General features: G+C 60.2%; 22 protein-coding genes. 7 read left to right on the top strand and 15 right to left on the bottom strand.

What is annotated here, in order from left to right:
- Positions 1-39: 39 nt before the first annotated feature.
- The 9 genes from mdcH to HB680_RS28880 all read right to left on the bottom strand — a co-directional run bounded on the left by mdcH (position 40) and on the right by HB680_RS28880 (position 7,259).
- Entirely contained in the window at positions 40-951 is a 912-nt protein-coding gene (mdcH, locus tag HB680_RS28920) for a malonate decarboxylase subunit epsilon (protein WP_213941728.1), read from the bottom strand.
- Positions 948-1,568, bottom strand: coding sequence for a malonate decarboxylase holo-ACP synthase (locus HB680_RS28915; RefSeq protein ID WP_213941727.1), 621 nt, complete (start codon positions 1,566-1,568; stop codon positions 948-950). The genes mdcH and HB680_RS28915 overlap by 4 nt, the downstream gene beginning before the upstream one ends.
- Positions 1,562-2,350, bottom strand: a complete 789-nt coding sequence (gene mdcE / locus HB680_RS28910; RefSeq protein WP_213941726.1) for a biotin-independent malonate decarboxylase subunit gamma — start codon at positions 2,348-2,350, stop codon at positions 1,562-1,564. Before mdcE ends, HB680_RS28915 begins: the two co-directional genes overlap by 7 nt.
- Entirely contained in the window at positions 2,347-3,189 is an 843-nt protein-coding gene (locus HB680_RS28905; RefSeq protein WP_213941725.1) for a biotin-independent malonate decarboxylase subunit beta, read from the bottom strand. The genes mdcE and HB680_RS28905 overlap by 4 nt, the downstream gene beginning before the upstream one ends.
- Complete coding sequence (locus HB680_RS28900) at positions 3,182-3,481, bottom strand: malonate decarboxylase subunit delta (RefSeq protein WP_213941724.1); 300 nt, start codon at positions 3,479-3,481, stop codon at positions 3,182-3,184. The genes HB680_RS28905 and HB680_RS28900 overlap by 8 nt, the downstream gene beginning before the upstream one ends.
- Positions 3,481-4,332, bottom strand: coding sequence for a triphosphoribosyl-dephospho-CoA synthase (locus HB680_RS28895; RefSeq protein WP_213941723.1), 852 nt, complete (start codon positions 4,330-4,332; stop codon positions 3,481-3,483). Before HB680_RS28895 ends, HB680_RS28900 begins: the two co-directional genes overlap by 1 nt.
- A complete protein-coding gene (gene mdcA / locus HB680_RS28890) occupies positions 4,333-6,003 on the bottom strand; it encodes a malonate decarboxylase subunit alpha (protein WP_123404220.1) in 1,671 nt (556 codons plus the stop codon). It abuts the gene before it with no gap.
- Positions 6,004-6,241: 238 nt separating this feature from the next.
- Positions 6,242-6,667 carry a hypothetical protein gene (locus HB680_RS28885; RefSeq protein ID WP_213941722.1) on the bottom strand — a complete coding sequence of 142 codons (426 nt, stop codon included), beginning with the start codon at positions 6,665-6,667 and terminating at the stop codon, positions 6,242-6,244.
- Positions 6,630-7,259 (bottom strand): transcriptional regulator, encoded by a 630-nt coding sequence (locus HB680_RS28880; protein WP_213941721.1) that lies wholly within the window; start codon positions 7,257-7,259, stop codon positions 6,630-6,632. The genes HB680_RS28885 and HB680_RS28880 overlap by 38 nt, the downstream gene beginning before the upstream one ends.
- 442 nt (positions 7,260-7,701) lie before the next feature.
- On the opposite strand from HB680_RS28880, the gene HB680_RS28875 reads away from it, so the two are divergent.
- The 6 genes from HB680_RS28875 (at position 7,702) to HB680_RS28850 (ending at position 15,400) form a co-directional block, all read left to right on the top strand.
- Positions 7,702-8,073: a DUF6124 family protein gene (locus HB680_RS28875; protein ID WP_213941720.1), complete on the top strand. Its 372-nt coding sequence runs from the start codon at positions 7,702-7,704 to the stop codon at positions 8,071-8,073.
- 376 nt (positions 8,074-8,449) lie between these two features.
- The gene (locus HB680_RS28870) at positions 8,450-10,522 is read left to right on the top strand and encodes a type VI secretion system tip protein VgrG (RefSeq protein WP_213941719.1); all 2,073 of its coding nucleotides are present in this window, start codon (positions 8,450-8,452) and stop codon (positions 10,520-10,522) included.
- On the top strand, positions 10,519-11,373 hold the full coding sequence (locus HB680_RS28865; protein WP_213941718.1) for a DUF4123 domain-containing protein: 855 nt from the start codon (positions 10,519-10,521) through the stop codon (positions 11,371-11,373). The genes HB680_RS28870 and HB680_RS28865 overlap by 4 nt, the downstream gene beginning before the upstream one ends.
- A complete protein-coding gene (locus HB680_RS28860) occupies positions 11,370-12,143 on the top strand; it encodes a hypothetical protein (RefSeq protein WP_213941717.1) in 774 nt (257 codons plus the stop codon). Before HB680_RS28865 ends, HB680_RS28860 begins: the two co-directional genes overlap by 4 nt.
- A 12-nt stretch (positions 12,144-12,155) precedes the next feature.
- Positions 12,156-14,342, top strand: coding sequence for a lipase family protein (locus HB680_RS28855; protein ID WP_213941716.1), 2,187 nt, complete (start codon positions 12,156-12,158; stop codon positions 14,340-14,342).
- Positions 14,343-14,425: 83 nt separating this feature from the next.
- Complete coding sequence (locus HB680_RS28850) at positions 14,426-15,400, top strand: helix-turn-helix domain-containing protein (protein WP_213941715.1); 975 nt, start codon at positions 14,426-14,428, stop codon at positions 15,398-15,400.
- Positions 15,401-15,613: 213 nt separating this feature from the next.
- Here the strand turns inward: HB680_RS28850 and HB680_RS28845 are convergent, their stop codons facing one another.
- From HB680_RS28845 to pilG, 6 genes are all read right to left on the bottom strand, one after another.
- Complete coding sequence (locus tag HB680_RS28845; protein ID WP_213941714.1) at positions 15,614-16,069, bottom strand: chemotaxis protein CheW; 456 nt, start codon at positions 16,067-16,069, stop codon at positions 15,614-15,616.
- Positions 16,062-21,956, bottom strand: coding sequence for an Hpt domain-containing protein (locus HB680_RS28840; RefSeq protein WP_213941713.1), 5,895 nt, complete (start codon positions 21,954-21,956; stop codon positions 16,062-16,064). The genes HB680_RS28845 and HB680_RS28840 overlap by 8 nt, the downstream gene beginning before the upstream one ends.
- 40 nt (positions 21,957-21,996) lie before the next feature.
- A complete protein-coding gene (locus tag HB680_RS28835) occupies positions 21,997-24,054 on the bottom strand; it encodes a methyl-accepting chemotaxis protein (protein ID WP_213941712.1) in 2,058 nt (685 codons plus the stop codon).
- Positions 24,055-24,271: 217 nt separating this feature from the next.
- Positions 24,272-24,826 (bottom strand): chemotaxis protein CheW, encoded by a 555-nt coding sequence (locus HB680_RS28830; protein ID WP_213941711.1) that lies wholly within the window; start codon positions 24,824-24,826, stop codon positions 24,272-24,274.
- Positions 24,827-24,836: 10 nt separating this feature from the next.
- Entirely contained in the window at positions 24,837-25,202 is a 366-nt protein-coding gene (pilH, locus tag HB680_RS28825) for a twitching motility response regulator PilH (RefSeq protein WP_007897961.1), read from the bottom strand.
- A 57-nt stretch (positions 25,203-25,259) separates the two neighbouring features.
- Positions 25,260-25,664, bottom strand: coding sequence for a twitching motility response regulator PilG (gene pilG, locus HB680_RS28820; protein WP_008152601.1), 405 nt, complete (start codon positions 25,662-25,664; stop codon positions 25,260-25,262).
- Positions 25,665-25,899: 235 nt separating this feature from the next.
- Between pilG and gshB the strand changes: the two genes are divergently transcribed.
- The gene (gshB, locus tag HB680_RS28815) at positions 25,900-26,871 is read left to right on the top strand and encodes a glutathione synthase (RefSeq protein ID WP_213941710.1); all 972 of its coding nucleotides are present in this window, start codon (positions 25,900-25,902) and stop codon (positions 26,869-26,871) included.
- Positions 26,872-26,900 lie beyond the last annotated feature (29 nt).

Here is a 26,900-nt window from a genome sequence, read left to right as displayed (position 1 = left end):
AGTTGTTGTTTTTGTGCTTCGCAAGCCTGAGTCGGTGTTCTAGGATTGGCGGCTTCCCTCCTCACGCAACAGCGCTTGCAAGGTGTCCAGCCGGGCACCGTCGAAAGCAATCACGGTGCCCGGCTCGAACACCCGGCGCGCCAGCCCGGTTAACACCGCACCGGGCGGCAGTTCGATGTGTAGACGCACGCCACGCTCGTAAGCGCTTTGCACGGTGCCGCGCCAATCGACGACGCGGCACATGTTGAAAGCGAGGTCGTCGCGCAGGGCTTCAATGTTGACGATGGGCCGCGCGCGACTGCCGCTGAGGTAACCCATCGTCGGTGTTTTCAGTGTCACTTTGGCGAAAGCTTCTGCCAGGGTTTTCGCGGGTGCGTCCAGTAAAGGACAGTGCGACGGGACGCTGACAGCCAGACGTTTGGCCAGACCTGCACCCCGACTTTTCGCCAACTTCGCCACAGCTTTCATCGCTTCGTCGCTGCCCGCAATCACCACCTGGTTATCGGCGTTGATATTGGCCAGATAAACTGGCGATTCGATGCTATGCACCTGCGCCAGCAAATCTTCGACTGTGGATAAATCCAGACCGATGATCGCGGTCATGCCGTAGCCCTGTGGATAAGCCTGTTGCATCAACTCACCGCGCAGGCTGACCAAGTGCAGCGCATCGCTGAAACTCAGGGCCCCGGCGACTACCGCTGCCGGATAGGCGCCGATGGACAATCCGGCTACGTAATCCGCTGGTTCCAACAGTTGCCGTGAAGCCGCAACTCCAGCGATCAGCAGGCAAAGCTGAACCGCCCGCGTCGTCTTAAACGCCTCGGCGCAATCCAGCAGCAACGCGTCTTCGCCGAGGATTTCACTCGCCTCATTCACCGTTTCCCGAGGCAAACGCTGCAGCATGCCCGGCTGCTGCGCGCCTTGGCCGGGGAACACCAGCAGGCTGCTCACGCTGCTTGCTCCTGAGGGTTCCACGGATCAATCACCAGGCAGGCTTCGCGCGCATTTTTCAGCAGGACCCGACGCGCAGGACCGGCCCATTCGCGCAGCGCAACGGCACCCAAAGGTGTTTGCAACTGCATGTCCACCTGGCATGCGGCGGTATCAAAAATCTTCACCCATTCCCGAGCCTGTTCACGCCCCAACGGCTGCGGTGTGCGCAGGATCAGGTCGAGATCGCTGCGCTCATGCAGCGCTTCGATACCGCTGGCCAACTCAAACCCGGCGCTGCCGCTGATGCCCCAAACCCGACCACTGGCATCCAGCATCGCCCGCACCTGAGTCAGGGCACGCAAGGCTGGCAGATCCCGATCCAGCGAAACATGACAAAGTTCTTCCGGTTTGACCCGGCGCTGAATCGAATCCACCGACATCACCGTCGCATAACGCTGTTCACGTAACGGCCCACGCACCCCGACGGCCACCTGACCCGGCGCGCTCAACGCCCGCCGAACCACCACAGGCTGACCGGCACCGAGGGACTCAATCGCCCACGCGGGCGCGTCGGCGGGCAACTGCGCCGGGCTCATGCCCCAGAGCAAGTCGTGCGCCAGAAACGTGTTCACCACTGCGCCCTCAGCAGTTCGCGAACCTTGCTCGACGCGGCGCGATTGCTGGCGCCCAAGCGGCTGCTCAAATCGCGACCGCTGGCGGCGACATCGCTGATCGCCTGATTCAGGCACTCCGTCACGCGCGTCAGATCCTGCGCCGTCGGCTGTTCAATCTGTTCCACCGACAGGGTTTCCCAGAGCAAACCGAGGCTGGCGTAGCTGTCGATGTCATACGCCATCGGCGGCACGCTGGCGGCCAGGGCTTCGAGTTCTTCAACACTGCGCAACGTCACCCGGGCCGCCGAGGCCTTGCCCATGGCATGCACCATCACGCCCGGATCACGCAGGGCAATTAAGCGGTTGGCCTGATACCCGTGAGCGAGAAACGCCCCGGACATCGCCTTGCCCACCAGCAAACCGATCACGGCATGCCCGGCCAAACGTGCGCGAGCGTAACTGTCCGCCGCACCGGCCAATGCCTGGTGAATGCCGAGGGCTTCTTCGCGGCGACCGTAGGCTTGGCTCGGTACGTCGACGATGGCGACCAAGGCGCGCTTCTGCGCTTTGTCGGCATCCGCCGCAATAGTTTCATCAACAGCCTTGGCCAAACCCCAGCCTTCCAGCAAACCCACTTCACCATGGCGGGCGCGGGGGAAGCGGTTGTCGGGGTCAGTCACCACCGCGATAAATCGCACGGGTTGATCACCCAAAAAGCCGTCAGCGACTTTCAACGACGCCGGCAAACCTTCGACCGGTTTGGCGCCGGCACTCAACGCATTGAACCAGTTCAAACCTCTCATGAGCGCTCTCCTTGATACAGATCGCGAACCACCGACGGTTCGATTTGCGGCTCGGCATCCAGGCGCGCCAGCCGTTGCAGAAACAGTTCGGACTGTTGGCTACGTTGCTGCGCCGGCAAACCTAGCTGAAGCAATTCACCGACCTGCCGCTGAATCTGCGCCACATCATCGGCGGCATAACGATCCACCAAACCACTGGCAAACCGCTGCTCGCCACCGGTCAGGCTCCAGATGAAAGGACGGTCGCGAGAGTCGTATTCCTCAATCCCGGCTTCCTGCTCGATCACCTGCGGACCGTTCAGGCCAAGCCGCGCTTCCTGGGTCACCAGCAAATAACTGCACAACCCGGCGGCAATCGACATCCCGCCAAAGCAACCGACGCTGCCCGCCACCACGCCAACCACCGGTTGGTACTGGCGCAAATCGACAATCGCCGCGTGAATATCGGCAATCGCCGCCAGCCCGAGGTTGGCTTCCTGCAAGCGCACGCCACCGGTTTCCAGCAGCAACACGGCGCGGGTCGGAATGCCGTTGCGGTTGTCTTCCGCCGCCAGCTCCAGCGCACCGGCCATTTTCGCCCCGCCGACTTCGCCGAGGCTGCCGCCCTGGAATGAACCTTCAATCGCCGCGATGACCACCGGCAAACCATCGATGCTGCCCTTGGCGATCACCACGCCGTCATCGGCCTGCGGCACCACGCCCTGGCGCGACAGCCATGGCGACATGACGCGTTGAAACGGGTCAAGCAATTCGCGGAAGGTGCCGGCATCGAGCAAGGCTTTCGCCCGTTGCCGCGCGCCGAGTTCGACGAAGCTGTGTTTGTTGAGGAGATCAGTCATGGCCAATCTCCTCAAAGCCTTGCTCCAGACGCAAGCGCACCACCCCCGGCGTCGCGCCGAAGTCGTGAATATCGATGGCCATCGCTGGCGGTGTCTGACCGTCGAACATCCGCGCAAACAGATGCTGCCAGCGTTGTTCGGCGCCGTTGACGGAGGTCTGTACCTGAATGGTCAACTTGCCGGGCTGCCCCGGTTCGATCAGCACTTCCAGATCGCCCGAGCCGACACAGCCCACCAGCGTCCGGCCCCGGGGCGGCTGCCCGGCGGGGAATTCAAAGGATAAGGTTTCCATCAGAAAGCTCCGGATTCGATGCGGTCGATGAACAGGCACGCGGCGAGCAAATCAGCAGCGCCGCCGGGCGAGGCGTTCAACGCGATTAATTGTTCATCCAGTTCATGCAAGCGCCGACGGCCGCCGAGGCTGGCACTGCCGCCGGCATCGAGCACAGCCTGGGCGCCGAGTTGCATGGTTTGCAGACCGGTTTCGCCGGCGCGGTAGAGCACGCAGGTGTCGGCCAGTCGGGTCATGATCGCCAGCAAGGCATCGAGGCGCGCATTTTGTTCGCCGTGGCCCAAGGCGCGGCTGCGCTTGAGTTGGGGCAGTGCGCGTTGCAGGACTGAAGGGAAGCCGAGTTGCGCTTCTTCACGGGCGCCGCGTGCGCCGTAACGTTGGGCGACTTGCGCGCCATGGCTCAGTGGACGTGGCGCGTAGCGGTCGTCGAGCAATGCCAGGCGTGCGGCGCACAGCGTAACGGTGCTGGCGCTTGTGTTTTCGAGGGCGGCGGCAGCCACCAACAAACCCAAGGCCCAAATCGCCCCTCGATGGGTATTCACGCCATTGGTGGTCGCAAGCATTGCCTGCTCCCCTTCCCGACCAATCCGCCCGAGGGCTTCGCGCAGCGGCAGACCGACGTCGCCAAACTCGATGGCTGCGTCGGCCATTTCCTTGAACGCTGGCCACAAAGACAGCGCCGAAGCGTGCATCAGCCCGAGGTGCAAATCGGTGTGCGCGCCATTGCCGCGACGGTCCACCAGCGCCGGTTTCGGCGACAGGTCCGCTTCGTCGATCAGCGCATCCACCGCCAAATCCGCCAGCCGATCAGCCAGGGTCAGTGTTTTGGGTTGCAGGTTAAGTGCGTGCATTTACCAGCTCCTGAACTTGGCGGGCGGGTTGTAGAGGCCCCCGGACCACTCCACCAGATCGGCCACGCTTTTCGCCGCGAGCAATTCGCGAGTGGCGTCGGTGCGGCGGATGCCGAGGTCTTCGGGCAAGGCGATCAAGCCTTCGCGGCGCATGCGCGCGGTGTCTTTCGGGTTGTGGCGCATGCCGATCACGGTGACGCCAGCGACCGCCGCGATCATCGCCTGGCGTTCTTCCAGCGAACGGGCCTTGTACAGATAGGCGATGCCTTCTTCGGTCAGCAGGTGCGTGACGTCATCGCCGTAGATCATGATCGGCGCCAGTGGCATGCCGCTTTTGCGCGCGACTTCCACGGCGTCGAGGGTTTCGACGAAGGTCGGTTTGCCGCCCTCCTGGAACGTCTCGACCATTTGCACCACGAGTTTTTTACCGCGTTCGAGCAACGCTTCCGGCGCATCGTCGTGGCGCATGTCGAGCCAGGCCGGGGTGCCGTGACGGCGACCGCGTGGGTCGTGACCCATGTTTGGCGCGCCACCGAACCCGGCGAGTCGTCCGCGAGTCACCGTAGAGGAATGACCGTCGCCATCGACTTGCAGGGTCGCGCCGATAAACAGGTCCACCGCGTATTGCCCGGCCAATTGGCAGAACATCCGGTTGGAGCGCAGCGAGCCGTCGCGCCCGGTGAAGAACACGTCGGGCCGGGCGGCGATGTAGTTTTCCATCCCCAGTTCGGTGCCGAAGCAATGCACGCTTTCGACCCAACCACTTTCGATGGCCGGGATCAGGGTTGGGTGCGGGTTGAGCGTCCAGTTGCGGCAGATCTTGCCTTTGAGGCCGAGGGATTCGCCGTAGGTCGGCAGGATCAATTCGATGGCGGCGGTGTTGAAACCGATGCCGTGGTTCAGGGACTGCACGTTGTGTTTTTCGTAGATCCCGCGAATCGCCATCATCGCCATCAACACATGCACAGGCTTGATGTGCCGTGGGTCGCGGGTGAACAGCGGTTCGATGTAGAACGGCTTGTCCGCCACCACCACGAAATCGACCCAGGACGCGGGAATATCAACGCGCGGCAGGTCAGTCACGTCGTCCACCAATTGGTTGACCTGGACGATGACAATGCCGTCGCTGAAGGCTGCCGGTTCGATCAATGCCGGGGTGTCTTCGGTGCTCGGGCCGGTGTAGATGTTGCCGGCGCGGTCGGCCATGAAACCGGCCGACAGCACGACGTTGGGGATCAGATCCACCACCAGCCGCGCATAGAGTTCGATGTAGGTGTGGATCGCGCCGATTTCCAGCAAGCCGTCTTCCAGCAACTGGCTGATGCGCAGGCTCTGGGTGCCGGCGAAGGAGAAATCGAGCTTGCGGGCAATGCCGCGTTCGAACAGGTCCAGGTGCTCGGAGCGTCCGACACTGGGCATGATCATGTGCAAATCGTGCAGCTTCGCCGGATCAGCCTTGGCCAGGGAGCGCGAAAGGAAATCCGCCTGCTTCTGGTTATTGCCCTCCAGCACCACCCGGTCGCCGGGCAGGATCAACGCCTCCAGCGCCGCGACGATCTTGTCGGTGGGCAACACCACGCCGTCGGCAAAGCCTTTGACCAACTCAAGACGCCGCTGCTTCTCGCTGCGCCGCCGCGTCCATCGCGCGTCGGGGGATATTGTTGTTGTCATGACCACTCCACGGGTTCGCTGTCGTGGGGTCACCATAGGAGGGTTGGGTGTGGGGTATCAATCAAGCAGAGCGACGGATCGTTACGGTTGGAGTAACGATTCGCTCAAGAGGTAGGCAGCCAGTGCTGACGCCTTCGCGAGCAAGCCCGCTCCCACAGTTTGGAATGCATTCCCCTGTGGGAGCGGGCTTGCTCGCGAAGGGGCTAGAACAATCACCACAACTTCCAATGACAGAGCATCACAGCCCGGCCATCTGCTCCTGCACCCGAATCAAAAGCTGCTCAGCACTTTCCAACAACTGCGCCAACAACGCCGGGTCTTCATCCATATAGCCTTCGTACTCCGCCAGGTTCCGTCGCTCATGACACAGGGCAAACAACCGCACCTGCACCTTGCCAATATCCGCCGTGTGAACCAGACACTGAAACACCAGATACCGCTTGTCTGAACGGTAACCACACAAGCGAAGTGCCGTCAGAGCCAAGGCATGGGCAGCGTTGTAAGCCAGGTCGAAACGACTCGCGAAAGACAGCGAAGCCGTCTGCGCATCCTTCAATCTATCCACCGCCGAACGCATCAGCCCTTCGCATTCCTTGCGATCTGGCGGTTCGGCTTTCAGTCCACCGCTACGTAACAGGTTTTCCAGATTCTCGTTGCTGCCCATCCTTGGACTCCAAAGGGTTTTGCCCCATCAGATTGATCTTGTCCTGCTGCGCCACACGCACGACAAAGCTGTTTTCAGCCGCCAGTTTCGCGGCCCAGTCGCCGGGGGTGTAGAGCGTCGGGTTGAGGACGCGACCCAGTTGCTCCTCCAGGGGCATGAGCCGCTCCATCACTTCACTGTAGTGCAGGCCTTCGCCGATCAGCATGAGATCAATGTCACTGGATGCGTTTGCCGAATCCTTGGCGATGGAGCCGTACACAAAGGCCCAAGTGATCTGTTCGGCAAAGGGTTGCAGCGCCTGGCGCAGGGGCTCGGCGATGCCGAAGGTTTTGCGGGCGATGCCCAGCAGTTCGGCATAGATCGGGCAGTCGGGATTGGCTTGGTAATGGGTCTGGTTGCCCTGGCGGGTCAAGGTCAGCACGCCGGCCTGCTGCAACCGATCCAGCTCACGCATCAGGCTGCCTTTACCCACTTGAGCCCAGCGGGCGATTTCGTTGGCGTAAAAGCTCTGGTCGGGTTTGCCGAACAACAAGCCCAGCACTTTTTGCTGGGTGGTGGTGAACAAGGCTTCGCTGAGGGAAAGGTTTTTCACAGTGGCAACCGAAGAGTCCCAAAAAGGGAACGATAGGTCCCTTTTTGGGAATCTTCAACTTTTGGCAGCCGAATGGGGATTTGTGTTTAAAAGTTGCGCCACAGGAGGGGTGAGCGGCTACGTGGTCTGGCGTCGTGGACTACAGCAATGCGGGAAGCCGCTGACTGGTGGGGTTTTGGGTTGATCGTTATCGTTTGTGGGTCGCTGCAAACTCAGCGACCGGGCTTGGAAACCCGTGGTGTAAACGACACAAAAGCGCTGTTCTTAACGTATGCTTGCGCACCTTTAATGAGTGCGCTCCGTTATGGCGGTTGTGCGCGGGAGACCTTCGGGTCTGCCGGGTTTTGTCCGTTTACCCCGGGTTTCCAGCCCGCGTACAGCTGCCACCCTTTCGCCTGGAAGCCTAATGGAGCAGCTAAAACTCGTTAGACGGAGATTCACTATGTTCAAAGCTACCCCCAACCCCCCAGAATCCGGGACCGATTCCCAAGCATCCCTCGATGCAGAAAAAATGAAAGAAGCCGCCGACCGCGCCTTCGCCCATTACTTTCCCCCTGCTGACGAAAAACGAACCAAGCGCCGTAAATACCACCTCTTCGCCGTTGCCCCGGATGTCGACGACCCCGAGGCTATGCTGGCCAATGCTTCCGAGGACTTGATGTCCATCAGCGCGATTGCGGCTAACCTGGCGGACGATGTGGAAGGCTCACGCCGCTCCGTCGCCCTGGCGATCAGCCGTTTGACGGATGGCGTGCAGTTGTTGGTGGAGCGGGTGTTGGATCACCATGAGGCGATGGCTGAGGGTAAGGTTTAGCCGTTAATTTTGCGGTGAATTGAAGGCTGCCTTCGCGGGCAAGCCTCGCTCCCACAATTTGGAAGGCATTTCCCTGTGGGAGCGAGCCTGCTCGCGAAGAGGCCATAAAATTCACCATCAATGGTGGCAGGCCTGCCGCTTTCGCGATCAGGCTCGCTGCCGCAATTGATCTTCAGTGAACACTGATGGGTAGGAATCTGCTCGTGAGCGCGTAAGTAAAAAACATCGCCAACGCAACATTCAGAGTCGCGTCCTACGACGTTTAAAGAACCGCCTTACATTTTTTCTTCGGCACGCTTGTTAGTTTTTGGGTCACTCGCATCCGCCTCATCGAATGAGGATGTGAACACCTCAGCGGCCGTCGAAGGAACAAAGGATGTTTGGTCACAGCCCTCCAAAGCGTTTCACTCTGACGATTCAAGACCTGAAGACGGATCTTCAAGTGCTTGAGTTCACAGGCCGGGAAGCGATCAGCACGCCCTATGCCTTCGACGTGGTGCTGGTCAGCGAAAAGCCCAATCTCGATCTTGAAAGCCTGCTGCACAAACAAGCCTTTCTGGCGTTCAGCGAAGGTGGCGGCATTCACGGGCAAATCTATCGCGCGGGCCAAGGCGATGCCGGCAAGCGCCTGACCCGTTACAGCGTGACGCTCGTGCCTCGGGTGGCTTACCTGAGCCACCGCATCAACCAACGAATCTTTCAGCAGTTGAACGTCCCGCAGATCGTTGCGCGAGTGCTGGAAGAGCACGGCATCCACCGCGATCTTTATCTCTTTCAGCTGGGCTCCGACTATCCACCGCGTGACTACTGCGTGCAGTACGACGAGTCGGATTTGTTCTTCATCCAACGGCTGTGCCAAGAGGAAGGTATTCATTACCACTTCCAGCACAGTCACGAAAAACACGTGATGGTGTTTGGCGATGACCAAACCGTATTCCCCAGGCTTGAGCGGCCGACCCTCTACAAACAGGACAACGGCATGGTGGCCGAGGAATCGGTGATCAATCGGTTTGAACTGCGCGTCGAAACGCGCACCAGTCGCACCACCCGCCGCGACTACGACTTTGCAAAAGCCCGGATTCTGCTGGAGTCCGACTACCAGCCGGACGTTCATCAGGCTCAGCCCGACTTGGAGGATTACGACTACCCTGGCCGCTTTACCTTGCGAGAGCGTGGCAAGTTTTTAACCAAGCGAGCCCTCGAACGCCATCGGGCCGACTACCAGCAAGCGGAAGGCGAAAGTGATCAACAGCAGTTTGTTTCCGGGCATTTTCTGCACATGTCGGAGCATTCATGCACGCATTGGAATGACCTGTGGCTGCTGACGGAAGTCCGCCACGAATGCAAACAGCCGAACGTCCTGGAAGAGAGCGCGCCCAGTGCTGCATCCAGTCGCGAAAACGACTTTGTTCAAGGCTATCGAAACCAGTTTGTTGCCATACCGTGGGACGTTTCATACCGTCCGCCACACCTTTATAAAAAGCCGAAAGTGCTGGGCAGCCAGACTGCCATCGTCACTGGCCCTAAAGGTGAGGAAATCCACTGCGACGCGTACGGTCGGGTCAAAGCCCAATTTTTCTGGGACCGCCAGGGTCGCAACGACGACAAAAGCAGTTGCTGGTTGCGGGTGTCATCCAATTGGGCCGGCAATGTCCATGGCGGCGTCACCATCCCGCGAGTAGGCATGGAGGTGCTGGTCAGCTTTTTGGAAGGCGATCCTGATCAACCGTTGATCACGGGGTGTCTGGCCAACAGCGCCAACCCGACGCCTTACGAATTGCCCGCCCACAAAACCCGAAGTGTATTTCGCTCCCGCAGTTCGCCGGACAGCGGCGGGTTCAACGAATTGCACCTGGAAGACCGTGCCGGCCGGGAGTTGATTTACCTGCGCGCCCAGCGCGATATGGAGCAGAAGGTCGAACACGACAGCCGCCTGGAAGTCGGAAACGAACGCCGGGAAACCATCAGGGGCAACAGCATCAGCGTGCTGGAAGCCGAAGAACACCGCACCGTCACCGCCGACCGCAGAGTAGAACTCAAGGCCAACGACTACCTGCATATCGCCAGCAACAGCCACACACGAGTCGATCAGACGCTGGTGGTTGAGGCGGGTCAGCAGGTGCACATCAAGGCCGGGGCGCACCTGACGCTGGAGGCCGGAGCGAGCCTCAGTTTAAAGGCCGGCGGCCAGCACATCGTGATCGGCCACGCTGGCATTTTCAGCAGCAGCGAAATCCAGTTAGGGGGTGATCCGGTTGCGGGTTCAGCCGCCGCGTTATCCCTGCCCGGCACCCTTGACGCCTTGTTGGAACCATCGGAACTGCCCCCCATGATTGCGCCCAGCCAAGGCGCCCTCATGTCGGCCAGCAAAGTGCTGGGAGCAGATTTCTGCCCCCTCTGCGAAGCCTGCCGAGAAGGTATTTGCATGACGCAGGGAGCCGCCGCATGACCGACGCCCTGCCCCGTCATTGGATGATCGAGCAGCAACGGCTTGGCCATCTGTTGTGCATCGTTCTCGACTCGGAGAACGAACGCGACACCCGCCAATCCCTGTTGAAGACCTGCCAGTTCAACCAGTACATGAGCGTATACGGCGACACCCTGATCGCTGACCTGGCGGATGCCGGGCCTTTTGTCTTCGCCTTCGATCAAGTCGATGACAGGCGCATTGATGAACTGCGCAAACATCCACAGCGCAACTGGGGCTGGTTCGCCAGCCTGCAAAAAGACGATCTGCCCACACTGGTCAAACACTGGCAAGCACGCTTGCTCATCGGCACACGGCCTCAGCAGGCGCTGTATCGCTTTCACGATAATCGGGTGTTGAGCCGCGCTCTGGCGCAACTGCCTGTCGAGGCATACCCCGCCTACCTCGGGCCGGCTATCAGTGTGTGTTACTGGAATGGAGCTCGCTGGGAATGCACGGATAACCCGGCCCCAGGCACGTATCCCGTGCCGGATCAGCCGCTGTGGCACCAGGTTCCTTTACCCGATGAGCAGGCCGATGAAATTCGCTTGGCCAATGCACGCCGCTACCTGCTGGCGGAACATGTCGGGGCCTACGCCGAACTGGCCGAACAGGATGATCCTGAAGCGTGGCTGCGCGACAGACTGGCTCAGGCACAGGCGTGGGGCTGGTTCGAACCGGAGCAATTGGCGTTTCTATTGATTCAAACCTTGCAGGCACCGGGCTATGCATTGTCGTCGCACTGGCAAGTGCGTCCGGGCGAAACGCCGAGTGACCATTTTGAGCGGGTGCAACAGACGATGGCGTTTTGGCGGGGGGATGGGCCGTTATGAATCGTCTGGTGCTTAACGCAAGTTTGGGGGCCTGTTTCGCGCTAATCGCAGGTTGCGCCAGCAGCCAGCCGAACACTTTTACCTTTACCGCCGACCTGCCGCCCGACTTCGCCTATCAGGCCATTGCCGTGTATGTGCCGGCCAAGGGCGAAACCTGCACCGTGCCGGGAGGGCGCAACACCGCCGTCGGCTACAACATGAAATGGCGTGAAAACTACCAACCAACCGCTGAAATCGCCCTGCGCCGAACGGTCGGTGGCTGCCCGCTGGTCATTAGTCGCATCAAGTTGGATATCAACGCGACCTATGGAAAAGCCCGGGGAGATTTTGGAGGGGACATCGCCAGCGTGTTTGTTCGCGACGAGGTGGCGGATCAGTACAAAAGCGTCGTTAACGAAGCGGGCGAAAGTGACTTCTTCGGTGAATGCCAATGGCTGTTCCGCACCTCAGGCAAGCCCCGCATCCTCAGGAAAATTCTCAACTGCAAAACAATCGATGCACAGGGCGAGCGGGGACGTGGCCAGCCTTTCGCGGCGTTCACCCCGGACCAGTTGCCGGGTACGACCGTGAAGATGCACATCAAGTTGGCCGCAGAAGAAACGCCTGGATGGGGAGATACGTGGGTCAAAGTTCCGAACGGCTGGAAGCGCTGTTTGGGCAAAGGATTTGAGGATCAGCGAGCTTACTGCAATGGCAATTACAAAGACTTCAGCGGCTTTCAGATGCCTGACGGCAGGCAATGCACCATTTACCCAGGCTGCACCGAATAAGGAGCTTTCGGCATGACCTCAATGGAAAAAGAATTGGAATCCCCGCTGAGCAGCCGAGTATTGGCGTGCCCCGCACAGGGTCGATGGAGCAGCTTTCAGCTAGTCGATGAGTTCGGCTCTGGTGAACCCTACGCGGGGTTGACCTACGTCGTCACCGATTCAGAAAGGAAAACCTACGAGGGGCATCTGGATGTCACGGGCACCGGTAAAATTACTGATCACTTCGCAGGCCCCATTTCGCTTTTACTTGATCAAAAGTACCAAGGGTCAGAACAGCTATATAAAGACTTACAAACAAGACCCCATTACCCCCTCAAAATCACTGAACTCCAAGTCCGCGCCGAGCAAACCCGTTACCTGAACCAAAACGCCACCCGCACCAAAGAAAATCCCGCACAAGCCTGCGCCGATGCATTTTTCCAGTTGGAAGTGCGTCATCTGGTCGAGCATGTCGCACATTTACCGCCCCAGGTTTACAGCCATTACCCGATGAGATCGGGGCCGGCGAAAATCATGGGCAAGTCGGGTGGCCACGGTGTTGCCCTCATGCCGCTAAAGCACACAGTACTGGAAGTGCGCCCGCTGCGGGCCTTGCGTCTCATGCTGTCCACCGACGCCGATTACTGTGCGCTCAACCTCTATCAATTGGCGCTGATGGCCACTTTGAGTTATTGCCCCTTTGGCCAAAAGCCCGATGAGCAACCCGTCAAAACCAAGACTGTTAGCTTCCCCCAGCAACCCAGCGTGGGTAACTGGTTCGGCGACGCACTGGCCAAGTTTGAAGAACTCGGGAAAGTCGATTCCGGACAAAAAACCGCTTACTACCCACTGTATGAGGACGTGCCGTACTCCAAACGCCTGGAAATCGTGCCCTTCGACCCAGACCTCTATGCCGTAAACAACCCTGCACTGGGAGACGATCAGGAACACCCTGCCAACATTCACTTCTTCGACGACCGGGACCTTGGCTCGGAATCTACCGATACCCAGGCCTTCATTACCCACCACGACGAACTGATCCTGATTTCAGTGCGTGGCACCTACGAACTCATGGCGGATGGCCTGCGCGACGCCGATGCGTTTCAAATACCGTTTGAAGATACCGGCAGCAAAGTTCACCGTGGCTTTTACGAGGGCGCGCAAAAAGCTTATGACTTCGTCGTGAAATACCTCGACAAGTTTTATGCCGGTCAAAAACTATTGATCTGCGGCCACAGCCTCGGTGGCGCAGTGGCATTGCTGCTCTCGGAAATGCTGCGTCGCAGACCTGAAGGCTACAACATCCAGCTCTACACCTACGGCGCCCCCCGTGCCGGCGATGCCAATTTCATAAAAGGTGCAGAACCGCTGACGCATTACCGCATGGTCGCCCACAACGACCCGGTGCCCAGCGTGCCCGGCACCTGGATGAACACCAAGGCCCGCATTTTCGGTGCAGGCGTGGCGCTGACCTTCGTCAACGTGCCGGCTGGCGTCTCGGTTTTTGTAGCGGGCATCACCAACTGGACAGGCGAACCCTACGGCCATCACGGCACCTTGCATCATGCGATGCCGGTGGAGTTCAGCCGCAACGAAGTGTCCATGATCCTGTGGGAACCCGGCTGCGACACCATTACCCAGCATGCCGCGTGCTCGGTGGCCATCCAGCAACTAAACGGGCTCCCGGATCGACCTGGTTTGCTGATTCAACTGCTCAATGCGGCCAGCCATTCGATGGTCGGCAGCTACATTCCCGCCTGCTGGGCATCACTCAAGCGTTCGCAGGAAGCCATCAAGGAAAAACGCCCACTCGTGACCCACGCGGAGTTTGAACGGATATCGACTGCGCTTAAAAGCGTCAACGATCAATTGCGCTCCGGGCAAAACAACCTATCGAACAAAAACATGAAATATAAGGAAACCTACGAGGCAGACATCAACGCCATAAGTCTTGAGATCAACAAAGTAAACGTGACGCTCAAACGACTGGATCCCCTTCGGTATAACCACATCACCGAAAAAAAGGTCTACGGGTCGCTCGTCACTGAGCCCGAACGGTTGGCAGAAAACCTGCAACGCTGGCTCGACCATGCTGAAAATCAAGTCAAAGAACAAATGGCCATGGCCCCACGCCGCGAAAGTGATGACCAACTGGTGGCTTCGATCTACGGCCATGCCGTGGGGGCACCGCATGACTTTGATATTGATTCGGTGATTTGAAAGAAATGCAGCAACCCCTCACCGGATACGCATCTTCAGGAGCCCACGTCCCGAGGCTAAACGGTTAACCCGCTAGATTCTCTATGAAAAATTCAAGCTCAACGTCCGATGCTCACACGCCACCCGACTACCACATCTGCCTTCCCGTCGAACTCCACGGCCAAGCAGAAGCCTTTATCCGCTATCTACACGACCTGCCCAATACATCACCGGTTGAGTGCCCAAAGTGCGGTCATCCTCGCTTCAGACTGGACGCCAGCCTAAGCCTGCGGCTGCCTTTTTACCGCTGCGTTGCTTGCGACAAAGGTTTCAATTGTCTGACGAAAAACCCCTTTAAGAATTACGGGCTGATGCACCTGTGGTGGATCTATGGTCAATACCTGTTAGCCGGTTGGCCGACGCCCACTATCGCCATCGCCATGGGTATTTCCCCCAGCACCACGTGGCGCTGGATCAAGCCCTGCCGAGCCGTGATGGCTAAAGAATTTCCAGCGTTGTACCGCTGGTGGTCAGCACGGCAAGATCGAACCAACCTGGAGCCGCCCGCGCATATTGCGATCCAGGCACAGGCGTTTCTGAGTGGGTTGGAGCAGTTGTTGACCATTCAGCAGGTGGCCTGCCTGAAGTGTGGTTCACCTCATATGCAGCGTATAGACGAGCGACGCCCTGACTTTCGTTGCTACGGTTGTTGGAGCACGAGGAGCTTGCTCCATGGCACTTTGCTGTCCCGTCTAGGTTATCCGGACCTCTGGCTGGGTTTTGTCCAAGGGCTGATCAATGGCGAGAGTGTGGTTGACCTGCAGCGACGAACAGGGCTTTGCGGGGCGGCGTGCAAACGCTGGCAGGTGCGTTTCCTGCAGATGTTTGAACAACAGGGTTACACCGAGCTGGCCAAATGGATTACCTGGCTACGAAGTCGCCGAGTCAAAGAGGTGAATGATTTTGTGCGAGACGGCGGGGCGTTGATCGTTGTAGCAGGCTCTCGACATAACCCCGAATCAAAGCGGCACCTTACCGTTCCACCCAAGTACTCCCGGAGGCGGAGTTCAGATTCGTGAGCCGATATGGCGGAGGGTGCGCAGGTGTTGGTCGAGCGAGTGCTGGACCGCCATGAGGCGATGGCTGAGGGTAAGGTTTAGCCGTCAGATTTGAGGTGAATTGAAGGTCGCCTTCGCGAGCAAGCCCGCTCCCACAGGGGGTTCCGGTCGTGCACACAAGTTGTGTTCACTGAAGATCCAATGTGGGAGCGGGCTTGCTCGCGAAGGGGCCCGTCAGACGAGCCCGGCATTCACTAACAACTCCTCCAGCGCCAGCAAATCCGGCACCTTGGCCACTTGCTCCCCCACCTGCACCGCCGCCTGTTCCAGCGGACACAACGGCACATCCACATAGCTCAACTGGCTATCGAGCTTGTAAGACCGCGGAATCCCCTGCACCAACAGCGCAATGAACTTCAACTCCGGCCGCCCGCCCAGCGCATTGAGGATGACGATCCTTACCCGCTCGCCAATCACCACTTTGTTGCCACACGCCGACTCAAAACTGAGCAACGGAATCTGCCGATCCCGCCACGTCACCAGCCCCAAATACCACGGCGGCGTATCAAGATCGAACGCCGCCGGTTGATAGTCGATCAGTTCAGCCACAGCGACGTTGGGCAGGATCAAATTGCGATCCGCCAAGGGCAGCAACAGCCCGGTGAGGTTGCTGGTGCGATGCTCAAGCATGGGTTTTGCTCCACAGCGCGATGCTTTCGAGCAATACCGATTCCTGGTACGGCTTGCCGAGGTAGTCGTTGACGCCGATGGCCATCGCACGGTCGCGGTGTTTTTGGCCGGTGCGGGAGGTGATCATGATGATCGGCAGGTGCTGCAAACGTTCGTCGGCGCGCACTTGTGTGGCGACTTCGAAGCCGTCCATGCGCGGCATTTCGATGTCCAGCAGCATCAAGTCGGGCAGGTGATCTTCGAGCAGCAGCATGGCGTCGACGCCGTCCTTGGCGGTCAGCACGTTCATGCCGTGGCGTTCGAGCAAGCGGCTGGTGACCTTGCGCACCGTCACCGAGTCGTCCACCACCAACACCAGCAAGGGTTTGTGCGGCTCAGCCTCGGTTTCCTGGGGCACCGGCCGTTGCGGCACGCGGGTTTGCATGGCACGGATCGGCGCCAGCAAATCGAGAATCAGCACCACCCGACCATCGCCCAAAATCGTCGCCCCGGACAACCCCTGCACCGCCGCAAATTGCGGGCCGAGGCTCTTGACCACGATCTCGCGAGTGCCGGCCATCGAGTCCACCTGCACGGCGATGTGCCGTTCGTTGCACTGCACCAACAACACCGGCAGCGGCAGGCTCTGGCCCAGCAGTTTCGGGCGGGTGCTGGTTTTCAGCAGTTCGCCGAGGTAGCACAGTTCATAGTGCTGCCCGGCGTATTTATAGGTCGGAGGATCGAGGCGGTAATGCCCTTCGAGCTCGTTGGGCAGCACGCGGACGATGCCGTCGATGGTGTTCAACGGGATCGCGTATTGATCATCAAAGCACTGCACCATCAGCGCCCGGTTGACCGACACGGTAAACGGCAGGCGAATGCGGAAATGCACGCCCTGCCCCGCCGTCGAGTCGATGCTCATGCTGCCACCGAGTTGGCGCACCTCTTCGTGCACCACGTCCATGCCCACACCGCGCCCGGAAATCTGGGTGATTTTCTCGGCGGTGGAGAACCCGGGTTGCAGGATGAATTGCAGCACGTCGCGGTCGCTGATATCGCTGTCCGGTGCGAGCATGCCGCGCTTGATCGCCTTGCGCCGCACCGCGTCCAGTGGCACACCGGCGCCGTCATCGCGAATGTCGAAAATGATGTCGCCGCCCTCTCGCGACAGATCCAGCGTAATGCGCCCCTGAGCCGGTTTCCCCGCCGCGATCCGCACTTCAGCGGATTCCAGACCGTGATCCACAGCGTTGCGCAGCATGTGCTCCAGCGGCGCGGCCATGCGTTCCAGCACGTTGCGATCCATCTCGCCTTCGGCGTTGCCGACCACGAATTCCACGTCCTTGCCCAACTCGCCGGACACCTGCCGCACGATGCGTTTCAGGCGCGGCAACATCCGTTCGAACGGCACCATGCGCGTGCGCATCAGGCCTTCCTGCAATTCGGTGTTGATGCGGCCCTGCTGTTGCAGCAGGTTTTCCGCGTCCTGATTGGTCCGGTCGAGGGTTTCCTTGAGGTCGAGCAAGTCGGAGGCGGATTCGAACAGCGCCCGGGACAGTTGCTGCAATTGCGAATGACGGTCCATTTCCAGCGGATCAAATTCTTCGTAGCCCAGGCGTTCGGCTTCGACTTGTTGACGACTGAGAATCCGGCCTTGGGTTTCGGTGTCGAGGCGGCGCAACTGATCGCGCATCCGTTCGATGGTGGTTTCCATCTCGCTCAGGGCGACGCGGGCATCGTTGACCTGCTGCTCGATGCGGCCACGGAAGATCGAGGTTTCCCCGGCAAGGTTGACCAGATCGTCGAGCAGCTCGGCCGAGACCTTGACCATGTCGACACCGGCATCCGGTGCCGGCACTTCAATTTTGGCAGCCACCGGCGCGACGACCGGGGCTTCGGGAACGACCGGATGGCTGAAGTTCTTGATCGCGTCGATCAGCCGATCCGCCGGCGGACAAGGCTGGCCAGCGCGGGTGGCATCAAGCATCTGCGCCAACCGGTCGTGGCTGCTTTGCAACAGCGTGAACAACGCTGACGTCGGTTGCAGCACACCCGCCGACAGGCCTTCGTAAAGGAATTCCAGTTCATGGGCCAAATCGCCGATCGGGGCGATTTCCACCATCCGCGCGCCGCCCTTCAGCGTATGCAAATCCCGCAGCAGGGTTTCGACTTCCTGGCGATTCGACGGCTCGGCTTGCCAGCGCACCAGCGCCGCGCCGGAGTTTTCGATGATGTCGAAACCTTCCTCCAGGAAGATTTCCAGCAGCTCCGGGTCATGGCCCGGGGAGTCATGTTCGTGTTTGGGTTCGACGGTTTCAACGGTGGCGGTATTGCCCTGACGAAACGCGCGAATCGCGTCGATCAGCTCATTCGGATCACCCAACGCCTTTTGGTTTTGCAGTTGCTCCAGCAGCACCGCCAAGCGGTCATGACTGGTTTGCAGCAACCGCGCCAGCGCTTCGCTGTGGCTGTAGCGGCGGTCCACCAAACCTTCGTAAAGGTTTTCCAGTTCATGGGCGAGGTCACCCACCGCCTCGACCTCGGCCATTCGCGCGCCACCCTTGAGGGTGTGCAAATCCCGCTGCAAGGATGACAGCGGCGCGGCGTTATCCGGGTCGTTCAACCAGCGCTGCAAAGCCTGGCCGGCGCTTTCGAGGATATCCACGGCTTCTTCGAGGAAGATCGAAACGATCTCGTCGTCGTGTTCAATCTGCGTCGCGGTGTGCGACAGCTCAGCAGTGGCGCTACCGAGTTCGCGAATGCTCAACGCGCGGCTGCCGTCGCTGCGAATCAGGCCCATGGCCGACGGATCGAGGCTGGTATCGAGCAACCCGTGCAAGGCCCGCACGCGTTCCGGTTGCGGGCTGACTTCCTGGCCCGCCGCCAGTTCGTCGAGCATGTTGATCAGCGCTTCGTGGGCACTTTGCGCTTCATGGAAAAACGCGTCGCTGACCGCCAGGCTGCTCTCTTCCACCGCGCCGTAGAGGTCGAGCAACGCTTCGCAGAGTTCATCCACCGGATGCAGATCGGCCAGATGCGCGCCTTCGCCGAGGGTGGTCAGTTCGTCCAGCAACGCGCTGAGTTCCTGACGCTCGCCGGGATGCTGCTGCCAACGCTGCAACAGGCTTTCGGCGTCGAGCAGGATGTCCATGCCCTGGGCCAGAAAGTTGTTGATCAGTTGCGGATCACGCTTGACCCGCAGGGCCCGGTTTGGCGCGCTGAGGATCGCTTCCAGGCGTTCGTCCAGCATTGCGTGGGTGCGTTCGATCAGCGAGCGAGCGTCCGGAATGTCTGCCAGCGGATCGGTCTTGAGCTGACGCAAACCGAGGCGAAACAGCCCTTCGGCTTCCAGCAGCAATTCGACTTCGTCCAGATCCAGGGCGATCAGGTGCGCCTTGTACTCACGGGCCAGTTGGTCCAGCGGCGCGGCGAGTTCGGCAATCGGCACCACGCCGGCCATGGAGGCACTGCCCTTGAGCGTATGCAGGGCGCGTTGCAACTCGTCGCTGGCTTGCAACGGCACGTGCTCGGCGGCTTGATCAAGGAAGCGATTGAGGCTGGCGAGGTGGGTTTCGGCTTCGTTGCGGAAGATCTCCAGCAGCAACGGATCGAGGGCGGCGACGTCTTGGGTGTCTTCGTCGGACAGCGACTCATCACCCTTGGCCAAAGCGTGGGCCCGGGCGGCCAAGCGGTCCACGTCGTCGCGCTGGCGCTGGGCATTGGCGGCGAATTCTGTGATGAGTTCCGGCAGCAGATTGAGTGCATCGGTCAGCAGTTGTTGCACCGCGAGCCCAGGTTTAACGCTGTGTTCCAGCACTCGATTGAGCAGGTTTTCCATGGCCCAGGCGAGTTCGCCGAGCACCAATGCGCGGACCATCCGACCACTGCCTTTCAAGGTGTGAAAGGCGCGGCGCAGTTCGCTCAAGGCAGCGGCGTCGTCAGCGTTGGCCGACCAGCGCGGCAGGTATTGGTGCAGCACGTCGAGGACTTCGTCGGTTTCTTCGAGGAAGACTTCCCGCAGTTCATCGTCCACCGGTTCTTCGCCGGACGGCGGCGGCAACAGACTGCCCGGTGTGTTCAGGGCGGGCGGGTTGACGGCGGACACCGGGCTGGCCAACACAGCGGCCAGCGATTGCACGGTTTCGGGATCGTCCAGTTCCTGCAGGTCTTGCATAACCTGGGCTTCGTTGGGGCTAAGCACGTCTTCAAGTACGGGGACGAGTTTTTCGCTGGGGAAAAACCCGAGGGCCGCCAAGCTGTTTTCCGCGACATCGAGCAGCTGTTCGCCGACCTCCTGTGGGTCGTCGTTCAAGCGTTCCAGGTAATACTCGATGCTGGTGATAACGTCGGCCAGGCTGTCGAGTTGCTGCCAACCGGGATGATCGGTGTCCACCAGCAAGTGTTCGCGGATAAAGCCGTTGCAGGCTTCGATCAGGCTCGCGGCACGGGTCAGCGGAATCATCGCCAATGCACCGCGCACCTGGGTCAGCAACGCCGGCAACGGTTGCAGTTGCTGGCGGTCCCAATCGGCATCGATGTAGTCGACGATCATGTCCTTGGCTTGTTGCAGGCAGATTCGCGCTTCGCGGATCACGATCTGATGAATCTGGGTCAGGTCGGTGGTCGGCAGGCGACTTTCTTCCTGACTTTCCGGCTCGACGGTGCCGACCATCCCGGCCAGCGTCGCTTCGACGTAGAGTAAGGCCCCGGCGACGTCCATGAGGATCGCGTCGTTGGGTTCGCGTTGGCCTTGGGCCAGGCTCAGCACCACTGCCAATTGATCGATGATGACTTTGCGCGGCTGGCCGAAACCGAGCACCGCCAACGTGTCGGCGATTTGCCGCAGGGGCGCGAGCAGGCTTTCGAGGTCCGAGGTGTGCTGGCGGTCGCTGCGCACAAACAGGTCCAGGCGTTCCTTGACCCGCACCAGTTCTTCGCACAATGCGGCGAGCACCGAGCGCATGGCATCGCGGTCGGGGCCGGCGAGGCGTGCGCGTTCTTCGTCGACCATCGCGCTGTCGGGCAGCGCATCGTCCAGTCCGTAGCGATCTTTCATGGTCAGCATCTGCCCGGTGGGATGTTCGGCTTTGGCAATGTAGAACAACAAGCTTTTCAGCAGCTCGGGCGGCGGCGCCTGATTGATGCCGGCCATGCCCTGTTCCAGCAAGCGTTTGAGTTCCTTGTCGGCGTCCTTGAACAGGCTGCGCAGCGCCGGGCTGTTGGCAATCACGCCTTTGCGCAGGCCTTCGACCAGCGCCGAAGCCACCTGCCACAACGGGCTCAGCGGCGCATCGCCACACAACGTCTCAAGCTTGGCGAAGACCTTGGTCAGGTAATCCAGATTGGTTTCGCCATCCTGCTCGCGAAGCAAACCGACCAACGCCATTTGCAGCATCTGCCGCAACTTGCGCAGCACATTGGGTAATTCGGGTAGTTCCAGCAGCGCCAGGTCGTCCTGATCCAGCGGTGGCAAGTCCGGCAGTTGCGGGCTGAACAGGCTGGTTTCCGACAACAGGCTTTCGCCGCGTGCACTGCGCAGATCGTTGATCAGCGGCAGCACCACCAGCGGCAAATCCCGCCGTGCGCCTTGCACCCGGTCGAGGTAGATCGGCAGTTGCCCCAAGGCCTGTCTTAACAGATGAATGGCTTCATCGCGATGACTGACGCGGTTTTGTTGCAACGCGGCGGTCAGTTGCTCCATTTCTTCGGCGAGCAGGGCCGCACCGTAGAACTCGACCATTTGCAAACTGCCGTGAACCTGATGGATGCACGTCAGGCACTCGTCCAGCGCGTGCGTCGCCTGCGGATCATCCAGCAGTTGTTCCAACGCTTGATGAGCCTGCTTCAGCGTTTCGGCAATCTCGCCTTTGACCCACTCGAGGGCCACATAGTCGTGCCGATCACCCATAACCACTCCGCTACTTTCAATTCAGACGCCCAAGGGCGGTTCAAGCGTTGTCCGTGGCCTGCCTGGGCTCGGTCGGCAAAGTGAAGCCCGACACCGAGCGCCGCAACTGGCTGGCCATTTTCGCCAGGTTGCCGATGCTTTCGGCGGTCGCCGTGGAGCCGGACGACGTCTGCGTGGTGATCTGCTGAATCACGTTCATGGTCAGGGAGATCTGCCCGGCCGACGACGTCTGTTGCTGCGCCGCGTTGGAAATGCTCTGGATCAGCGCCGCGAGGGTCTTCGACACACCTTCGATTTCTTCCAGGGCCACCCCGGCATCCTGCGCCAGCCGCGCGCCGCGCACCACTTCGGTGGTGGTCTGCTCCATGGAGATCACCGCTTCATTAGTATCGGTCTGGATCGCCCGGACGAGGGTTTCAATTTGTCGGGTCGCGGCGGACGAACGCTCCGCCAGGCGTTGCACTTCGTCGGCGACCACGGCAAACCCGCGCCCGGCGTCACCGGCCATGGATGCCTGAATGGCCGCGTTGAGCGCGAGGATGTTGGTCTGGTCGGCAATGTCGTCGATCAGGCTGACGATGTCGCCGATTTCCTGGGAAGACTCGCCCAGACGCTTGATGCGCTTGGCGGTGTCCTGGATCTGCTCGCGAATGTTGTCCATGCCGTGGATGGTGTTGTGCACCACCTCGTTGCCCTTGTTGGCGATTTCCACTGAACGCTCGGCCACCGCTGAAGACTCGGCGGCGTTGGCCGACACCTGATCGATGGACTGCGCCATGTCGTTGATCGCCGTGGAGGCTTCGGAAATCTGCTGCGCTTGGTGCTCCGAGGCCTGGGCCAGGTGCATGGCGGTGGCCTGGGTTTCCTGCACGGCGGCGGCGACCTGCCCGGCAGTGAGGTTGATGGTCGCCACCAGATCGCGCAATTGGTCCACGGAATAGTTGATCGAATCGGCGATGGTCCCGGTGAAGTCTTCGGTCACCGAAGCGGTCACGGTCAGGTCGCCGTCGGCCAGGTCTTCGATTTCATCCAGCAGACGCATGATCGCGTTCTGGTTGCGTTCGTTCTTCTCGGCGGTTTCCTGCAACTGACGGTTGGTTTCGCGGACCATCACCAGACCGATGAGGATGATCGACATCAGCGCCAGCAAGCCCAGTACATAGCCGCCGATGGTGTCGGTGTTGCGCCCACCGGCCAGGTTCTCAAAACCGGTGGCCAGGTGCGAGGCCTCGTCGAGTAGGGTTTGCGACAAGGTGAAGATGTTGGTGGCCGATTCGCGGACCTTGAACAGCTCCGGCGAGGTTTCGAGGATTTCATCCACCGAGCCGGAAACGAATTCGAACAGTTCGGAGATTTCCGTGAGTCGGGCGCGGGCGTCCTTGTCTTCGACCTGACTGACTTTCAGCGCCGGATTGCCCTGGAGCATGCCGGTTAACACCTGGCCGAAACGTGCGGCATCACGGCCAAAGGCATCGGCGGCTTGCTGGGAGTTTTCGTCGCCGGACAACACGGTGTTCACCGCGCCGAGAATTCGTTCGGCCAGCAGCGACTGACGCTGGGCCATGGCGACTTGAGCCGCCGGAGCGCCGCGCTGGAGCAAGATTTCGACGACTTTTTCGTACTCGACCTGCAACTGCGGCACGGTTTCGGCCAGGGTCGCGGCGACTTGATGCAGGGACAGCACGGTTTGTTCGCTGGAGAGAATGGCGTCGGTGTTTTTCAGCAGGCGTTCCCAGTCCAGCTGCACGGCGCGCATTTCCGGGCGCACAATGGACGGCGCGGGCGGCAGGCCGGTGCTCGGGTCGCCCTTCTTCAGGTATCCCCAGCGCTGGGCAAAGTCGTTGCGCGCATCGCTGAGCAACTTGAACGCCGCAGCCTTGCCGGCGGCGGCTTCGGTGGCGTTCTTGGCGATACGCTGGGACAACACACGCAGCTCACCGGCGTGGCCGATGTACTGTTTGTCGTAGGTGGCCTGGGTATTGAGGTAAGCGAAGTTGGCGAACAGCAGCATGATGAAGATGATCAGCGCGATAAACAGCACGATGATCTGCGAACGGCTGCGCGACCCTTCTGGCTTGCCTGTTTTTGCTTTTGTCATCGGTCCTCGCCTGAACAGCTTAATTATCTGTAGCCGCCAATCACTCGACGCCGACGCGATCCCTTGTAGCAGCTGGCGCAGCCTGCGTTCGGCCGCGAAGCGGTCGTAAATTCTGGCGTCGCGGTGTATCTGGAAAACCGCGGAGCCTGATTATGCGAGGGCTCCGCCCTCGAACGCAGCCTTCGGCAGCTGCTACAGAAAAGCAGCGCGTTCGAGCCTACACCGCCACATGCATGAAGTCCTGGGACTGCGCCAACGCAAACGGGCTGAACACTTGCCAGCTCTGCTCGCGCTGGAACCGGCCCTGGACGAATGCGTCAATCGCGCCGTTCAACTCGCTCGGCGGCACCGCTTCCAGGCTGTCCTGGGCAAAATGCTGCAAACCGTAGACTTCATCGACCATCAACCCGGCAAACACGTCTTTGTATTCCACCACCAGCACCCGCCGCTGCTTGCGCCCCCCCGACAACTCATGCCCAAGCTCTTTATCCGAAAAGAAGGCGCAAATATCCATGATCGGCAGCAACCGCCCGCGCAGGTTGGCCACGCCCTTGACCCAGGGTTTCACGCCGGGCAGTTGGGTGCAGCGCGGTTCATGCAGGACTTCGCTGACTTCGCCCATCGGCGCGACGTACCAGTGCTCGCCCAGGCGAAAACCGATGCCGCTCCAGCGATCCTGTCGGGTCGGCTGGGACGGCAAGTCCGCCGCCAGCACGCGACAACGCTGGTCGATCTGCAGCAGCAGTTCGAAAGCCGTCAGCGACTCGGTCATGGCCGGGGGATCAACCGGCCAGCACGTTGTTCAGGGTTTTGATCAGTGTGTCTTCGTCGACCGGTTTGGTCAGGTAGTCCTTGGCGCCCTGGCGCGTGCCCCAGACCTTGTCGGTTTCCTGATCCTTGGTGGTGATGATGATCACCGGGATGTGCCCGGTTTCCGGGTCTTTGGTCAACTGGCGGGTAGCCTGGAAACCGTTGAGGCCGGGCATGACGATGTCCATCAGCACCGCGTCGGGTTTTTCCTGGCGGGCCAGAGCCACGCCGTCGGCGCCGTTTTCGGCTTTCAACACCTCATGACCGTGCTTTTCCAGCATGCCGGTCAGTTTGTACATTTCAGTCGGCGAATCATCGACGATCAGAATACGTGCCATGGTCTTCCCCATTCTTGTCAACGCCGGGCCCGCTGGCCGAGCGTCACTGTGCGTGTCCTACTGCGGCAAAACGGCGGCGAAGCCCGGTACATGGGCCTGGATCGCGTTCAGCAGTTCTTCCTTGCTGAAAGGCTTGGTCAAAAACTGGTCGGAGCCGACGATGCGCCCCTTGGCCTTGTCGAACAGCCCGTCCTTGGACGACAGCATAATCACTGGCGTGGACTTGAACGCACTGTTGTTCTTGATTAAAGCGCAGGTCTGATAACCATCCAGACGCGGCATCATGATGTCGACAAAGATAATGCCGGGGTGATTGTCGGCAATCTTGGCCAGCGCATCGAAACCGTCGATGGCCGTGATGACTTCACAGCCTACGTTTTTCAGCAGCGTTTCGGCGGTGCGGCGAATCGTCTTCGAATCGTCAATCACCATGACCTTCAAGGCGCTGGAATGCTGTTCCATAAATGCTCTACCGTCGCCTTTGAGAAACAATTTGTCCGTTTTCAGGTAATCGATGGCTCGAAACCCTTGATACTTAAGGGCCAGCACGACATGGCGACCTTTTTAGCACAGTCTCAATAACCAATCTATCGGCCGACCCGCGCAGTGGTTTTTCCTTGACCGGGAACACACTCAGCGCCACTCTGACGCCACTTTTTCGTGTCCATTCGGACCATCCCATTTCGAGGAAAAACCCATGAGCGTTCGCGTCGGGATTGTCATGGACCCTATCGCCAGCATTTCCTATAAAAAGGATAGCTCGCTGGCCATGCTGCTGGCCGCACAGAAGCGCGGTTGGGAACTGTTCTATATGGAACAGAAGGATTTGTACCAGGGCGAAGGTGAAGCACGGGCGCGGATGCGGCCGCTGAAAGTCTTCGCCAACCCTGAGAAGTGGTTCGAACTGGAAGCCGAGACCGACGCGCTGCTGAGCGATCTGGACGTGATCCTGATGCGCAAGGATCCGCCGTTCGACATGGAATTCGTCTACTCCACGTATCTGCTGGAGCAAGCCGAGCGCGCCGGCGTGCTGGTGGTCAACAAGCCGCAGAGCCTGCGTGACTGCAATGAAAAGCTGTTCGCCACGCTGTTCCCGCAGTGCACGCCGCCGACCGTGGTCAGCCGCCGCGCCGATGTATTGCGTGAATTCGCCGCCAAGCACGGCGATGTGATCCTCAAGCCGCTGGACGGCATGGGCGGCACGTCGATTTTCCGCCACCGCGCGGGCGATCCGAACCTGTCGGTGATTCTGGAAACCCTGACCGCGCTGGGCACCCAGCAGATCATGGGCCAGGCTTACCTGCCGGCGATCAAGGATGGCGACAAGCGCATCCTGATGATCGACGGCGAGCCGGTGGATTACTGCCTGGCGCGGATTCCCGCCGCTGGCGAAACCCGTGGCAACCTCGCGGCCGGTGGCCGTGGCGAAGCCCGTCCGCTGAGCGACAAGGATCGCTGGATCGCTGCCCAGGTCGGCCCGACTCTGCGTGAGAAAGGCCTGCTGTTTGTTGGACTGGACGTGATCGGCGAGCACCTGACCGAAATCAACGTCACCAGCCCGACCTGCATTCGCGAGATTGATAATGCGTTCGGCACTGACATCGGTGGCCTTTTGATGGATGCCATAGAGAAGAAGCTGCAAGCCGCAAGCTTCAAGCCGCAAGCTTGAAGCGCGCGACAGACAGCTTGTCGCTTGCC

The organism is Pseudomonas sp. dw_612 (assembly GCF_018449725.1).
GTDB lineage: Bacteria > Pseudomonadota > Gammaproteobacteria > Pseudomonadales > Pseudomonadaceae > Aquipseudomonas.
Note: the sequence above shows the minus strand (reverse complement) of the source record. Positions and strands in the feature narration are given on the sequence as shown.

Bases quoted from the DNA above. Each gene is read 5' to 3' on its own strand.
- mdcE (WP_213941726.1), bottom strand. From the start codon at position 2,350: ATGAGAGGTTTGAACTGGTTCAATGCGTTGAGTGCCGGCGCCAAACCG.
- HB680_RS28905 (WP_213941725.1), bottom strand. From the start codon at position 3,189: ATGACTGATCTCCTCAACAAACACAGCTTCGTCGAACTCGGCGCGCGG.
- HB680_RS28900 (WP_213941724.1), bottom strand. From the start codon at position 3,481: ATGGAAACCTTATCCTTTGAATTCCCCGCCGGGCAGCCGCCCCGGGGC.
- HB680_RS28895 (WP_213941723.1), bottom strand. From the start codon at position 4,332: ATGCACGCACTTAACCTGCAACCCAAAACACTGACCCTGGCTGATCGG.
- mdcA (WP_123404220.1), bottom strand. From the start codon at position 6,003: ATGACAACAACAATATCCCCCGACGCGCGATGGACGCGGCGGCGCAGC.
- HB680_RS28885 (WP_213941722.1), bottom strand. From the start codon at position 6,667: ATGGGCAGCAACGAGAATCTGGAAAACCTGTTACGTAGCGGTGGACTG.
- HB680_RS28875 (WP_213941720.1), top strand. From the start codon at position 7,702: ATGTTCAAAGCTACCCCCAACCCCCCAGAATCCGGGACCGATTCCCAA.
- HB680_RS28870 (WP_213941719.1), top strand. From the start codon at position 8,450: ATGTTTGGTCACAGCCCTCCAAAGCGTTTCACTCTGACGATTCAAGAC.
- HB680_RS28865 (WP_213941718.1), top strand. From the start codon at position 10,519: ATGACCGACGCCCTGCCCCGTCATTGGATGATCGAGCAGCAACGGCTT.
- HB680_RS28860 (WP_213941717.1), top strand. From the start codon at position 11,370: ATGAATCGTCTGGTGCTTAACGCAAGTTTGGGGGCCTGTTTCGCGCTA.
- HB680_RS28855 (WP_213941716.1), top strand. From the start codon at position 12,156: ATGACCTCAATGGAAAAAGAATTGGAATCCCCGCTGAGCAGCCGAGTA.
- HB680_RS28850 (WP_213941715.1), top strand. From the start codon at position 14,426: ATGAAAAATTCAAGCTCAACGTCCGATGCTCACACGCCACCCGACTAC.
- HB680_RS28845 (WP_213941714.1), bottom strand. From the start codon at position 16,069: ATGCTTGAGCATCGCACCAGCAACCTCACCGGGCTGTTGCTGCCCTTG.
- HB680_RS28840 (WP_213941713.1), bottom strand. From the start codon at position 21,956: ATGGGTGATCGGCACGACTATGTGGCCCTCGAGTGGGTCAAAGGCGAG.
- HB680_RS28835 (WP_213941712.1), bottom strand. From the start codon at position 24,054: ATGACAAAAGCAAAAACAGGCAAGCCAGAAGGGTCGCGCAGCCGTTCG.
- HB680_RS28830 (WP_213941711.1), bottom strand. From the start codon at position 24,826: ATGACCGAGTCGCTGACGGCTTTCGAACTGCTGCTGCAGATCGACCAG.
- pilH (WP_007897961.1), bottom strand. From the start codon at position 25,202: ATGGCACGTATTCTGATCGTCGATGATTCGCCGACTGAAATGTACAAA.
- pilG (WP_008152601.1), bottom strand. From the start codon at position 25,664: ATGGAACAGCATTCCAGCGCCTTGAAGGTCATGGTGATTGACGATTCG.
- gshB (WP_213941710.1), top strand. From the start codon at position 25,900: ATGAGCGTTCGCGTCGGGATTGTCATGGACCCTATCGCCAGCATTTCC.